General features: G+C 37.7%; 12 protein-coding genes. 6 read left to right on the top strand and 6 right to left on the bottom strand.

Going from position 1 to position 13007, the window contains the following annotated elements:
• Positions 1 to 13: 13 nt before the first annotated feature.
• On the top strand, positions 14 to 370 hold the full coding sequence (locus CH361_RS04660; protein WP_100789672.1) for a DUF3703 domain-containing protein: 357 nt from the start codon (positions 14 to 16) through the stop codon (positions 368 to 370).
• Between the two features lie 318 nt (positions 371 to 688).
• Positions 689 to 1129, top strand: coding sequence for an OsmC family protein (locus tag CH361_RS04655; RefSeq protein ID WP_100790022.1), 441 nt, complete (start codon positions 689 to 691; stop codon positions 1127 to 1129).
• 85 nt (positions 1130 to 1214) lie between these two features.
• Here the strand turns inward: CH361_RS04655 and omp85 are convergent, their stop codons facing one another.
• Together omp85 and CH361_RS04645 are read right to left on the bottom strand one after the other, a co-directional pair.
• Entirely contained in the window at positions 1215 to 2786 is a 1572-nt protein-coding gene (gene omp85 / locus CH361_RS04650) for an Omp85 family outer membrane protein (RefSeq protein WP_208861385.1), read from the bottom strand.
• Between the two features lie 96 nt (positions 2787 to 2882).
• Positions 2883 to 4436 carry a methyl-accepting chemotaxis protein gene (locus CH361_RS04645; protein WP_100789671.1) on the bottom strand — a complete coding sequence of 518 codons (1554 nt, stop codon included), beginning with the start codon at positions 4434 to 4436 and terminating at the stop codon, positions 2883 to 2885.
• A 470-nt stretch (positions 4437 to 4906) separates the two neighbouring features.
• Here CH361_RS04645 and lsa14 point away from each other — a divergent pair, with 470 nt between their 5' ends.
• The 3 genes from lsa14 to CH361_RS04630 are packed head-to-tail and all read left to right on the top strand — an operon-like array spanning position 4907 to position 5961.
• Positions 4907 to 5296, top strand: a complete 390-nt coding sequence (gene lsa14 / locus CH361_RS04640; protein WP_100789670.1) for an adhesin Lsa14 — start codon at positions 4907 to 4909, stop codon at positions 5294 to 5296.
• Between the two features lie 12 nt (positions 5297 to 5308).
• Complete coding sequence (locus CH361_RS04635; RefSeq protein ID WP_100789669.1) at positions 5309 to 5626, top strand: TRL-like family protein; 318 nt, start codon at positions 5309 to 5311, stop codon at positions 5624 to 5626.
• Positions 5627 to 5628: 2 nt separating this feature from the next.
• Positions 5629 to 5961 (top strand): TRL domain-containing protein, encoded by a 333-nt coding sequence (locus tag CH361_RS04630; protein WP_100789668.1) that lies wholly within the window; start codon positions 5629 to 5631, stop codon positions 5959 to 5961.
• A gap of 163 nt (positions 5962 to 6124) precedes the next feature.
• Here CH361_RS04630 and creD read toward each other — a convergent pair whose 3' ends face one another.
• The 4 genes from creD to CH361_RS04610 all read right to left on the bottom strand — a co-directional run bounded on the left by creD (position 6125) and on the right by CH361_RS04610 (position 11512).
• On the bottom strand, positions 6125 to 7453 hold the full coding sequence (gene creD / locus CH361_RS04625) for a cell envelope integrity protein CreD (RefSeq protein ID WP_100789667.1): 1329 nt from the start codon (positions 7451 to 7453) through the stop codon (positions 6125 to 6127).
• A 74-nt stretch (positions 7454 to 7527) separates the two neighbouring features.
• Positions 7528 to 8937 (bottom strand): two-component system sensor histidine kinase CreC, encoded by a 1410-nt coding sequence (gene creC, locus CH361_RS04620; protein WP_100789666.1) that lies wholly within the window; start codon positions 8935 to 8937, stop codon positions 7528 to 7530.
• Positions 8938 to 8971: 34 nt separating this feature from the next.
• Positions 8972 to 9640 (bottom strand): response regulator, encoded by a 669-nt coding sequence (locus CH361_RS04615; RefSeq protein WP_100789665.1) that lies wholly within the window; start codon positions 9638 to 9640, stop codon positions 8972 to 8974.
• A gap of 9 nt (positions 9641 to 9649) precedes the next feature.
• On the bottom strand, positions 9650 to 11512 hold the full coding sequence (locus tag CH361_RS04610; protein ID WP_100789664.1) for a gamma-glutamyltransferase family protein: 1863 nt from the start codon (positions 11510 to 11512) through the stop codon (positions 9650 to 9652).
• 263 nt (positions 11513 to 11775) lie between these two features.
• On the opposite strand from CH361_RS04610, the gene CH361_RS04605 reads away from it, so the two are divergent.
• Positions 11776 to 12891, top strand: a complete 1116-nt coding sequence (locus CH361_RS04605; RefSeq protein ID WP_100790020.1) for a WG repeat-containing protein — start codon at positions 11776 to 11778, stop codon at positions 12889 to 12891.
• The last annotated feature ends 116 nt before the right edge of the window (positions 12892 to 13007 follow it).

Here is a 13007-nt window from a genome sequence, read left to right as displayed (position 1 = left end):
GAAAAATGACACCATGCACCCTGTCCTAAAACAAGCTTTCGAAATAGAGATGGATAAGGCAAAAACCCTATACAAAGAATCTAAATACACAGAATGTTTTTCCCATTTGGAAAGGGCTCATATACTAGGGCAGCGGTTTGTTTATCCACATACAGTGAACCATTGGTGGATGTTAAAAGTAGGAATTCGTAAAAAAGACAATCGAGAAATCTTGGGACAATTGGTAAGATTGGCTGTTGCGGGAATTGGCTCTCTTCTCGGTCGGGTTCCTATCGGAAACACTGGTGGTTCGAATATTGGAATCATGAAAGTTTTGCCAATTGAAGGAGACCTAAAAGTTTTATTTGATAGAGCCGGTGAGGTCAAATAGACTAGAAACAAATTTAAGATCAAAACCATTTCGATTCTAAAGCAATGCCTGTGCCAGGGATCTGGAAGGCTTGGTCACCTGCCTTCATTAGATGGCTGGTGACGGGAGCGAAGCGGACCCTGGAGGAGCCCGGTCGTTTTATCATCCATTTCCATTTAGGTAAGATTCGAGGCACCACAATGTAACTTGTCCAATGTACAAGAGGTTCGGATCATATACTACGCAATATTGAATAGATTATCTGTTATAGCGAATATGCGATTTGCCAAGTTCAAAACCTTTCTCCAAGTTCAGTATTACCAATTTGGAGGAAATCAAATGGCGAATACATTATTTGAAGCGAAAGCGTCCTGGGCGGGTGGCCTAAAATTAAATCTGGAATCAAGGCAACACAAATGGGTGATTGATGAACCAGAATTTTTAGGTGGAACCGATTTGGGAGCCAATCCCGTAGAGCATCTATTAGGTGGACTTGCGGCATGTGTTGGAGTTTTAGTTTCTGTTTTTGCACCCGCACATAAAGTGGAGTTAAAAGACTACCAAGTCTTTGCCGAAGGTGATTTGGATTTGGATGGATTTCAAGGTTTATCGGATGTTCGACCAGGTTTTTCTGAAATTCGATACCGTGTGAATATTGAAAGTGATTCTCCCAAATCAAACATCGATGCACTGCTTGCACATATTAATAAGGTATGTCCAGTCAAAGATAGTCTTTCGGGAGTCCCTGTATTAAACAAACAAGAGGTCGTTGCAGGTTAATGGTATGTATCCGGTATACCAATGTTGAAATCCATCATTGGTATACCTCATCTTCTTTGATTGAGTTTGTTTTCTTATTTAAGTTTTAAAAAACGTGACTAAAGTTCACAAATAGTTGTTCATCTTCTCTGGACTTTGCATAATCAATCATAATGATCGTTGCTTGATTCCAAGCAATCCTGAGTCCGAGACCGCGAGAATAAGCATAACCTTTCCAACCTAATTTATGTTCATCGTCCCATACACGACCATAATCAAAGAAAGGAACTAAGTTAAAGGCAAAAAATTCATCTCCAAATCTGGCTTCGGCAAACTTCCAACGAACTTCTGTGTTTCCCCATCCCATGGCACGTCCCACAAACCGGTCCTGTTTGAATCCTCGCAAAGTTCTAAGTCCTCCAAGACCTCCCACGAGACCTTCTGTTCCCCACATATTGCGATATTCATAAAATGGAGATTCACCTTCTGTCACACCGAAACCAAATCGATTGGCAACCACTAACTTATCAAATACCTTAGGAAAAGGGCTCCAAAATAGTTTGGTTTGTGCGAAGTATTTTTGGTAATCATATTCAGAGCCAATGGCTTTTGTATGTTTTTCATAGGTAGCTTCTGCAAAAATACCAGAATTTGGATCGGGTTCAAAATCTCTTGTATCATAGACAAGACCCAAACGTACCGAGTTCACATAACCACCATTATATCCTATTATTTTTTTGGCTTCATGATCTTCTGTAAGACGAGTTTTTGCGTTGGGAACGTCGGCTGTATGTTCTCCACCCAGAAGTGGATCCACACCACGAGCTAACTTACCATCATAAGTTCGAACAATATTATTCGAAAATTTTAAACCAGCAACTAATCTTACCGTTCCACCAAAAAATGATCTTTCTGTACTGGCAGTTGCCATCGGTGTTTCTATGGTATAACGATTGTACATTTTATCAGTCACAACAAAACCAGGTGCTTGCGGAAATCCAGAATAAGTTTTTCCACCTAAACTAACGGGATCAGAACTGGTTCCTGGTCGGTAATATGCCAGGTTATTTTCCTGATCCATATAACTTGCGTTTAAGATTTGCCTTCCATCTTGTTGGTTTCGATCCAAATAGGATAAAGGTTTCATACTATCTTCGCCAATACCAAAATATAGTGTTGTTGGTGTGATGGTTAAAAAGAGGTCGGCACGCAGTCGCCACTGTGTGTCTGCAATGAATGGCATGTCTAAACTAACTTGGTGGTACTGGGCATTTTTATTTGTATTGAAGTACTGACCAAAAACTCGCATCCGATACGGTGTATAATGAAAGAGTGGGTCTGTTTTTTTTCCGTTATCATACACATAAGCACGGGCACCATACCCAATCCCCTCATTTGGATCCGAGTTGATGAGTGGCAAACCAGTCAAATACCAACTATCCTTTTTATCCTCTATATCCTTTTTACAAAGTTGTTTGGTTGGATCCATGGGAAAGGGAAGATTTTTGGGAGGAGGATCTTTTTCACAACCGGCACTGGGTACGTATTCTTGTGCGGAGAGCGAAACCGGAATTGCTAGTACAAAGCAAACCAGAAAGGAAAAAAGAACAAAGGGAAGGTATCGGTTCATAGTTGTGCGAGTGGACACAAACCATGGACAATACGTACGTTGAATCATTAGTCAACCAAGAAATGAGTTCTCACTCACTTTTTCAAGAAGAGGCACCACCCCACCTAGAAAATCCCGCTCGTCAGAAAATAGGCAATTTGAACCTTAATTTTTCATCTCTTGGGCCATAGAATCAAGTTGAACGATGATTCCTCCCGTAGATTTACTACTTTCTGAAATTTGTTTAGAAATTTCGACTATGTTCGCCGCGTATTCTGAGATTGTGGCTGTAATTTTGGTCGATTCTTCAGTAGCAACCTTTTGGAAGTTCGTAGAGTTTTCTATGGTTCTACTCGTTTCATAAATCCGAATGTTGAGATTGTCGATGGTTTCGATTGCTTTGTCGATTTCTACAATTTTAGAACCAACTCCGGTAATCTCATCTTTGATAACTCCAATGGCCGAATCCAATTTCTCCATCATACTTGAGGATCGATTGATGAGTTCACTACTCTCTCCGATAAGAGAAAGATTTTCTTGGATGATCTTAGATATCTCTTTGGAGTTACGAGTGGTTGCCGCAGCTAACTTCGATATTTCTTCCGCAACAACGGCAAAACCTCGTCCATGTTCTCCTGCTCTCGCCGCCTCAATAGCAGCATTCAAAGATAACAAGTTTACTTTATCAGCGATATCATTAATGACAGAAACAAAATCTGCAATCTCTGTACTTTTGTCTTTTAAGGTATTAAACTTATCTATCGAAAGATGGATATGTTCTGATGTATCATTTGAATAACCCATCACAACATCTAAATTTTTATAAATTCTTCCTGTCCCCGTTTGTACAGTTTCATTGATCACCTTTAAATCATTTACAGATTGAATAGAGACCTCTGATTCATTATACAATGATTTTGCGATTTTGTTATTTGAATCTGCTTTGGAAGATAACTCTTTTAAAGAAATGGATATTTCAGAAAGAGAGGATGCTTGGTTTTCTGAAATTTGTTTTAATTCTTCCGAGATAGTATCTTGATTTCTAATTTGTTGTTTCATCGCATCAATGGTTTGAAGGATGGTTTTGGCCATATTTAATAAATTGTCGAAAGCCTTTTTTGCTTCCTTTTGTTTTTCAACCGCTAAGTTTAAAAGAATTCTGGTTGCCGTTGCTCCCACTGTGGCGCCAATCCCGACCCAAACAAAAATAAGAAAACGAACAATGACATTACTTCTGGGACCACCCGGAATTAACTCAGGTCGTAATACAAACAAAAGAACCTCAGAAAAAATGATGAGAATAAAATTGTAAATAGAAGCATTTCTATTGAAATAAAGAACACTGAGAACAAAGGAAATATAAAACGTGGCGGCAAGCTCAGTGGCTCCATAAATTACATATTGGAATACAAGTAAACATAAGGTAACACCCGTAATCGAAATGTAACTAGAAGACCAATGTGTTTTGAGCTTTGTAGAAAGTAAAAATCCAAAAATCAAAATGGAAGTGGCAAGAACGAATTCGATTAAAATACTTTGGTAAGTGAGGTATTCTGAACCTTTCCCGGAAATTTTGATAGAAAGAGTGGCGATATTAGCAAGAACAAGGATGGAAAGAAAGGACAAAAACATCCGTTTGTTGTTTCGCAACATCACTTCCGTAAAGAGATCATCAGAAATGGTCATCGCGGTTTTGGGAGCAAAGAATTTAGCAAACAAACTGAACCGTCCTAGAAACTTAGATTGATTTTAAGCCATTCTTTAGAAATGGAAGCCTTTGGCAAGAAACGTCCCTAAATGTATTAGAAAGATTCAAAAACCAAAAACAAGGCTGAATCATGTTCAGCCCAATAGAAATGGGACGAAAACAAGATGGGATATATAATAAGTTTTCCAAAATTCTGAAAATCAGGTTCTTCTTTACAAGGCAAAATGGCCTAACTCTAGAGAAAAAGGACTGATTCTTAACGAAACTTTTTTAAAAAAAATGGACCACCATGCAATAATTATACGTTACTATGGCATTGGTTAGGTTGATTACAATGTTATTCTTATATTCAATTTTCGATTAACAGGCTTTCTACTACAAACCTTCCGAACACTTTGTTAGTTTTTTAAGAAAAATTTCAAGAGATTGACATAGACCCCACTGCACAATACAACTGTCCAAAAATCATCAGGAGGATCATGTGAAAAAGAGCATTTTTTTTGTAATCTCACTCACATTTATACTTTTCACTCAAAACTGTACAGGTGGTTCTATCCACTCTTTGTACATTGCAAGTGCCAATACAAACCCAACTAGAGACTATGCAACCCCAGCTTCGTACTATCGAGGCGGTTTGTTATTCCACAAATCAAATGTTCCTGGCCCAATTGGAAGTAACGCTGAAGGAATTAACGAAGGAAGAGGTTGTAACCATTCTGTATTGTACTTAGCTTCATTCGGGGATTCTTCTATCGAGTTCGCAAAAAAATCCGCTAACATTACAAAAGTAGCATATGTTGACTATGAGCAGCTTGGCGTTCTTGCAGGATTTCTCTACCATAGAGTATGTACAATTGTTAAAGGATCTTAATCGGAGTTACCTATGAAAATGAAATTAGTATTTGTTTCTCTATTATCTGTATTTCTATTCGCAAATTGTGCGGTTGGTCCAACTCATGGTTTAGTTTTTTCTTCTACAAAATTTGCAGGAACGTTCAACCCTGAAAACAATGTAAAAGCAACGAAAGAAGCAAAAGGATGCCAACTCACTATACTTCACCTAATCAGTGTGGGTGATGCAGGTGCTGGTCTGATTGCAAACAAAAATGGAATTAGTAAAATCGCAACAATTGACCATTCTTCTCTTTCTATTTTAACCGGTTTATTCCGTAACTACTGTACAATTGTAACTGGAGAATAATCATGAAATACATTTTACTTGCAATTTTTAGTTTGGCGTTTTTAACAAACTGTTTGACCACTCCAATCCCTGGAGCTCTCGTCAATGTGACAAGTCAGCACGTTGTTGGTGACGCGACTGGAAACACTTTAACGTCCGCTAAAGTAGATAAATCTGGTAAGTCTTGCAGTATGTCTTTTACTATTGCAAACTACATTTTTTTTGGAGCTGGACATTCTATCGATGAAGCTGCAAAAAGTGCTGGAATTAAAAAGATCGCTGTGATTGATAGAGACTCAATTTCTATCCTCACTGGACTTTTCTACCGTGAATGTGTGGTTGTTTGGGGAGAATAATTCTTTTCTTCTAACATAATTCACAAGAGCTTAAGGCTTCTGTAATTAGGAACCTAACAGAGATTCTATCCCTGTTAGGTTTTTTTATTTCTATTTTGTTTTTGGTTTCTAAATTCTCCGTTTGGATCTCCCAAAAAGAAAAAACCTTTTTTCCTGCCTTTCCTTAACCTTCCTTTTTGGATCCAAACTGATACCAGTCTACTTTCCGAGTGAAATGCATGACTGCGGCAAGAACCATAAAGAGAGCCAGAGATCCAAGAAGTAAGGCTTGTTCTTCAGAAGCTAAGATCACATAAAGGAAAGAATACAATCCAAGATAATAAGAACCGGTGATGATTCCTTTCTTTTTATTTTTCAAAACACTGATCGCATAATATCCTATTAACGCAGTCACTGCCAAAGTAGACAAAATGTAGGCAGGTAAAAATCCAAAATGTTCTGAAAAAGATAAATTGAGAACATAAAACAAAACCATAGCACTGCCAATCAGAACGTATTGGATGGGGTGTAACAATACTCCACCAAACACCTCCATTAAAAAAAACAAAGCAAAACTTGTGACAATAAAAAGAAGCCCATACTTCACGGACCTTTCCATTTTTAGATAGTGGTCCACCGGAATCACAAGACTCACTCCATATCCTGAATTCATAATGGTATCAAGAATCAAGGTATCCATCGAATGAATCACTTGTGGATAAGATCTAGCAAAGTAGGAAGACTCCCAAACAGCAGAAAAACCGGTATCATCAATTGATCTGTCTTTTGGCAAAAGATTTCCATTAAAGGATGGATCTTTCCAATCAGAACTCATCGCTAGTTTGGATTTTTTACCAATGGGAATCACGGAAAAAGATTCAGATCCTTTAACTTCTAGTTGGATTTCAAACGGTATAGAATTAGTGGCTTCCGTAATCAGAACGGGAGCATTGAGTCCAGAATGAAAGGAAGGTGACTTAGTTCCCGGTAAAAACTTTTTGTCTTTTCCGGCCCAAGACAATTTCATTTCTCCGCCAAGTCCCTTCAAATCCGAAACAGAAACAAGAACTCGAGCATCATCCCAATAAATATAGGTTGTATCTAAAGGAAAATCTGATGAGAGGATCGGTGAAAATTTTCCAACAATCTTCACCTTACTTGTGTATAATGGAATTTCATAAATACTTCGTTTACGAAGTTCTGTTTTCATATCTACTACAGAATCAAGTTCATCTGGTAAAAAATAGGCATAATCGGTCACATAGTCCCATTTGTCTTTTTCCTTGGTAGAACCGGATTTGGGAGTCCTAACATTATAAGGAATCATTAGAATGGGTCCCACTAGAGTTTGGTTTGATCCCCATTTTTCTCCGACTTCCGCCACCGCTTGGTTTCTTGATGCACTTCTTTCCTCAATTAATGAACCAACCATCACGAGAGGGATGATAAATAATAAAACCATCCCGCCAAGAATGGCCAAACGAAGGTTTACAGATGTTTGTAATTTACTCATAAAAATCTCCTATTCTTAGGATAGAATTTCTTCGTGAGTTTTTTATGTTCGAAATGTGAGGGTTCTGTGAGGATCTAGGTTTTTGGAAAAAAAAGTGAAACCTTTACACCTCTAGGAGAACGGTTCTGAATCTCCAGATGCCCACCATGAAGGTCTACAATTTGACTGACAATGCTAAGACCCAAACCAGAACTCTTACGGTTGTTATCTGGCCTTGGAAGAGAATAGAATTTTTCAGTCACTCGAGTGAGAGCAAATTCTGGAATCAAATGGCCTTCGTCCATTACAGAAAGATTTAGAGATTGATCAGACCCTTCCCAAATTTTGATTGTGATTGTATCTTTTTCATTGGCAAAGTCGACCGAGTTTCTGATTAGATTTTCAATAGCCAAAAACAAATAATTTCGGTTTCCCTTTATCTCCAACATTTTATCTTCACAATCAATGACCACTTGAATGGATTTCCACTCTAGTTCCGATTGGAAGTTTTGGATCACTTCACTGACCAAAACAAATAAAGAAACTTCGTCATCCATAGAGATGGATTTTTTCCCCTCAAGCGACGTCAGCTCTAACATTTGTTCTATGAGTTTTTGAATTCGTTTGGCCTCCTCGTGGATATTTTTTGTGAGACGATCGGATTCATTCGGATGAGATTGGAGGAGTTCCACTGAGGCCAAAATAGAGGAAAGTGGACTTTTGATTTCATGTGTTAAGTTTTGTACATACGACTCGATGTATTTTTTTCCTTCAATCTCTTCGACGAGTAAATCCACCTCTTTCCCAAGTTCGTTTAATTCTCGAATGCGAATTTTGGGAAATACAATCTTTTCTTTTTTACGTAGCGAACTCACATACTTCGAAAGTCGTATAATAGGACGAAAACTTAAATAAGCTAACAAACTAAATAAAATAGCAATGGCAGAAGCAACGAGAAGAGAAATTCGCCAGAACTTTCGTTTTGCCTCTTCAATAAAGGGAATCACACCTGTTTTTGGTTTGATGACGGTAAGAACACCAACGATTTGATTTTTGTAATGGATGGGTGAGGCAACAAAGAGGGCTCCTTCCCCTTCTGTATCAATCAGTTTACTTGACCTAGCTCCGTATTTTTCCTGGAGAGTCAAATACACATCGTTAAACTTTGAATAGTCGAGTCCTTCTCTGTAAACTTCTGAATCAAAAATGACAATTCCTTTTGCATCAGTAATATAAACTTGAATGTCAGCATTGGTTTTCAAAAGAGAATAGATTTTTGCTTGAAAAGACCGATTGTTTATGTTTTTAAAAACAGGAGAAAACAAAGAGTGGAGAGATGAACTTAAGTTTCTAAATTCGTTTGGGTATTTTTCTAACCTTTCTTCTACAATCGCAGATAAGATATGGGCAGTATCATTCAATGATTCCTCGACTGTTTCCATATAACGAGGTCGGATGGATTCTTCTGTTTTATCGATTAAATAATAAAAACCAATACTTAAGATAAAAAAAAACTAACGATGATACGAATCCAAAGGTTCATATTTTTTCCTTTAGTCCATAACCTTGTCCCCTTCTTGTTTCAATCGGGTCAAAGTCTGGATCAATTTCTTTGAACCTGGCACGGATGTTTTTGATAACTGTATCCACGGCGCGGTCGAAACTATCTTCTGGTTCTGTCCAAACATTGTCCATAATTTCTTCGCGAGTAAAGATACGACCTGGCCACTTAAAAAACAACTCCATTGTTTTATATTCGTAAGGAGAAAAATTCAATGTCTGCCCTTGACAATATACCAACTTTTTGTCCAATGAAATTCTAAGTTTATGCTCTTCTAGATTTTGTATTTGGGTAGTCCGCCGCAAAATCGCACGAATTCTTGCCAAAAGTTCTCTGGGACTAAAGGGTTTTACAATATAATCATCAGCACCAATTTCCAATCCAAGAATTTTATCTATCTCAGTATTTCTTGCAGTTAAAAAAATAACAGGAGTTTGGAATTGTTTTCGAATCTCTTTTAAAACTTCAAATCCGTTTTGGTCCGGTAAACCAATATCAAGAATGATTAAAGAAATTTCATTCGTTACTTTTTGGATGCCTTCTTTTCCGGTGGAAGCGATGGAAATAGAAAATCCTTCCGACTCTAAAGAAATTTGAATGGTTTCTTGGATTCCAGGTTCATCTTCGATGAGAAGTATTTTGGTCATTGGAATGTTTTATTTTCCCTCTGCCCAAGATTCTTCTCTAGGATCAGCAACACCTATCAGTTGTTTATTTGTTTCATCCTTGATGACAGCGCAAACAGATCCCAAATCATTATCTAAGTTTGCCTTTTTATATACCTTGTATCCCTTTTTGGTGAGGGAATCAGAAGTCAGTTGATACAAACCCTCTTCCAGTTCAATCCCACCAGGACGATAAACATGGGGTGAAAAACTATCTGGCCAATTCACCGAACGAAACCTAGGTGCTTCCACTGCTTTTTGCGGATCCATTCCAAAAACTACAACATTCAAAAAAAATTGGATCATTGCTTGGCTTTGTACATCACCGCCCGGTGTTCCAAAACTCATCCATAACTTTCCATTTTTTAAAACCATTCCTGGATTGGGAGTGATCCTTGGTCTTTTACCAGGGGCTAGAGCCGAAGGATGATTGGGATCCAAACGAAACTGAGTCATTCGAATTCCTAAAGTAAGTCCCGTTCCAGGAACCATAGGTGATTGTGGAAAATCACTCGGAGTGAGAGATATGGCATTTCCTTCTGGGTCCACTATAGTCAAATAAGTAGTATCCTTACCGTATTTGATTTCGCTGATCTCCTTCTCCTTTACCTCGTTAGGTGAATTTTGTGAAGATGGTTTTTTTCTAGAAGAAAATGACCAAGGATCTCCACTCGGAGGAGTTTCTCCAAAAGCCTCTTTTTGAATCAGTTTTCGACGAAGTCCTGCATATTTTTTTGATAATAAACCATCAAGAGGGACATCCACAAATTTTGGATCTCCAAAATACCTTTCTCTATCGGCAATGGCAAGTTCAATGGCCTGTGATACAGTGTGAATGTACTCTGGAGAATTATGACCCATCGATTTTAAATCGATACCATCTAATATCTGTAATACCATTGGTACTATAGGTCCTTGTGTCCAAGTTTGGTTTGATAAAATCTGATATTCTCCGAACTGACCAGAAACTGGCTCTTCCCATCCACCTGAATAATTTTCTAAATCCTCTTTAGTAAAGAGTCCACCTTTGTCGGTATGAAGTTTTACAATTGAGTCAGCAATTGCTCCCTTATAAAAATAATCTCTTACAGATTCTAACGCTTGTTCTCTGGTTTTTCCCGTTTTTAAACTTTCTTTTTCCTCAGTTGCCATAGACTTCCAAGTTTTTGCAAGATCTAGTCTTTTCGTCAGTTCCCCTTCCCGAATCCCATACCACCATTTTTTTTCCAGATACACTTCTGAATTGTAAGGCATGATGATCGTGAAACCCAAACGTTTGTACAATGGTAAATCTAAGTTTTTTACAAGAATTCGATTTGCAGGAAACCCTTCCTCGGCGATCGCGATTGCCGGTGCCACTAGTTCAGAAAAAGATTTTGTTCCATGCTCTTGTAAGAGTCTCACGATAACATCGGGTGAGGCCGGTAATAATTGTGATAGTATAGAATTTTTAGGCATCACATCGTAACCTTTTTCTTTAAACCATTCGATGTTTGCTTTTTTGGGAGCAGTTCCCGCACCTATATAACTTTTGATTTGTCCTGATTTTTTATCGTAGATTAACGTTGGAGCCACAGAAGGAAAACTAGCAGCTTCTCCATTTGTTACATTTAACACAAGCAAGGCTGCTACGGCTGCATCAATGGCATTCCCTCCATTTTCCAAAACCTGGATCGCAGCCTTTGTAGCCAATGGATTCCCTGTGGAGACCATAAACTTTTTCCCAACAGCAGCATCACGTAAACTTCCTTGTGGATCTACATAAGAAGGAACAATTGGGCGTCGACTTCCCAAACATTGAACCAAACAAAAGAAGAAAAATAAATAAATGAAACTCTTAAGGAAATTAGACATACACCCTCGGAAGAACCAATAGTGAAAAATGGTGACAACTTCTAATCCCCTGTCGAACCATTTTTTGTAGATCTCTGGGCGCCTTTTCCGGCTCTACGCTGCAATCTTTGTTTCACAAAGGATTTCCGCTACGATCCGGGGCGTGGGTCTCTCGTATAACAAAGATTTAAACAAAGTTACATCAAAGAGGATACCTTCAGTTGTTTAAATATTCCTTTTCGATTCGGAAATCATAAACTAACTTTGTATTTATGATGGTTTCTATGAAACAAAGTACCTTCCTGATTGTATTTACGACTCTTCTCTCTTGCACTACATTACCAAAAAAAGAAAAACCAACCTTCCACGGTTGTGATTTTAATTTCGTACTCACTTCCATTGAAGGCGAAAACAAAACTTATTCCTATGTAGGAATAAGAGAACCTAAAATTAAAATTCACTTTCCTAATTATGAACATCTATCTCAGGTTTCTGAAAATTGGATTCGAGCAAAGAAAAACGGAAAATTTGGATTTATTGATACGAATGATAAAACAGTATTTATATTTCAATTTTCATTTGTTAGTGACTTTGTTGATGGATATGCCGTCTATCGAGATGGAGAAGATAGAAGAGATCCAAAAGGTTATATAGATAAAAAAGGAAACCTACTCGGTGATCTTTATTTTGAAGATGCTTTTCTCTTTCGCAATGGATCAGCACTGGTCAAACAAGCAGGAAAATTTGGAATCATAGATACCAAAGGAAAATTCATAATATCACCTAAGTATGATTATTTAAGTCCATTATATGAAGATTGGGCCATTTTCAAACGAGACGAACACCAAGGCCTCGTCAACAACAAAGGTATAGAAAAGATTTTTGTTCATGATGAATATGAAATCAAAAATACTTATTATGAAGGAGCTGTCACTTTCCAACGTTATGAAAAGACGGGGATGATGGACTATAATTTCAAAGTCATCATTCCACCTAATTATGATTATCTTAGCCTCTTTCATGAAGGGTTGGTTCGATTTAAACTCAATCAAAAATGGGGTTTTCTTGACCAAACAGGGAAGGTAATCATCGAACCAATTTACGATTCAGAATACGACTTTGAAGAAGGTTATGCTGTTGTTGAAATCAACAATCAATACGGAATCATTAACAAACAGGGCAAATATCTATTAGAACCCAAATTTAGTTCAATTCAGTCTTTTTCCAATGGTATGGCAGTGGTCAAAGAAAATGGAAAAAAAGGATTTATCAATACAAATGCGGAATGGTTAGTTCCTCCTATTTTTGAAGACCTGAATTCCTATCATGATGGAATCATTAGCTATTCTTTGAACGGGAAATGGGGTATTATTAATGTAAGAGATTGTCTACAAAAATGAAATCAAAGTAACTTCAGCGGCCTGGATTTTCTCACAAAAAGAAATTTTTTATTTTATAGGAACCGGTTTTGCCTACGACAACTTTGAACCAATATTAATTGGGATCAAATCGATTG

This window comes from Leptospira brenneri, from assembly GCF_002812125.1.
In the GTDB taxonomy this organism is placed as follows: Bacteria; Spirochaetota; Leptospiria; order Leptospirales; family Leptospiraceae; genus Leptospira_A; species Leptospira_A brenneri.
The sequence above is the reverse complement of the archived record's forward strand: the minus strand, read 5'-3'. Positions and strand labels throughout refer to the sequence as shown.

What these genes read in the sequence shown, in the direction of transcription:
- CH361_RS04605 (WP_100790020.1), top strand. Translation starts at nt 11,776, where the DNA reads ATGAAACAAAGTACCTTCCTGATTGTATTTACGACTCTTCTCTCTTGC.
- CH361_RS04610 (WP_100789664.1), bottom strand. Translation starts at nt 11,512, where the DNA reads ATGTCTAATTTCCTTAAGAGTTTCATTTATTTATTTTTCTTCTTTTGT.
- creD (WP_100789667.1), bottom strand. Translation starts at nt 7,453, where the DNA reads ATGAGTAAATTACAAACATCTGTAAACCTTCGTTTGGCCATTCTTGGC.
- CH361_RS04660 (WP_100789672.1), top strand. Translation starts at nt 14, where the DNA reads ATGCACCCTGTCCTAAAACAAGCTTTCGAAATAGAGATGGATAAGGCA.
- CH361_RS04655 (WP_100790022.1), top strand. Translation starts at nt 689, where the DNA reads ATGGCGAATACATTATTTGAAGCGAAAGCGTCCTGGGCGGGTGGCCTA.
- CH361_RS04615 (WP_100789665.1), bottom strand. Translation starts at nt 9,640, where the DNA reads ATGACCAAAATACTTCTCATCGAAGATGAACCTGGAATCCAAGAAACC.
- omp85 (WP_208861385.1), bottom strand. Translation starts at nt 2,786, where the DNA reads ATGATTCAACGTACGTATTGTCCATGGTTTGTGTCCACTCGCACAACT.
- CH361_RS04635 (WP_100789669.1), top strand. Translation starts at nt 5,309, where the DNA reads ATGAAAATGAAATTAGTATTTGTTTCTCTATTATCTGTATTTCTATTC.
- CH361_RS04630 (WP_100789668.1), top strand. Translation starts at nt 5,629, where the DNA reads ATGAAATACATTTTACTTGCAATTTTTAGTTTGGCGTTTTTAACAAAC.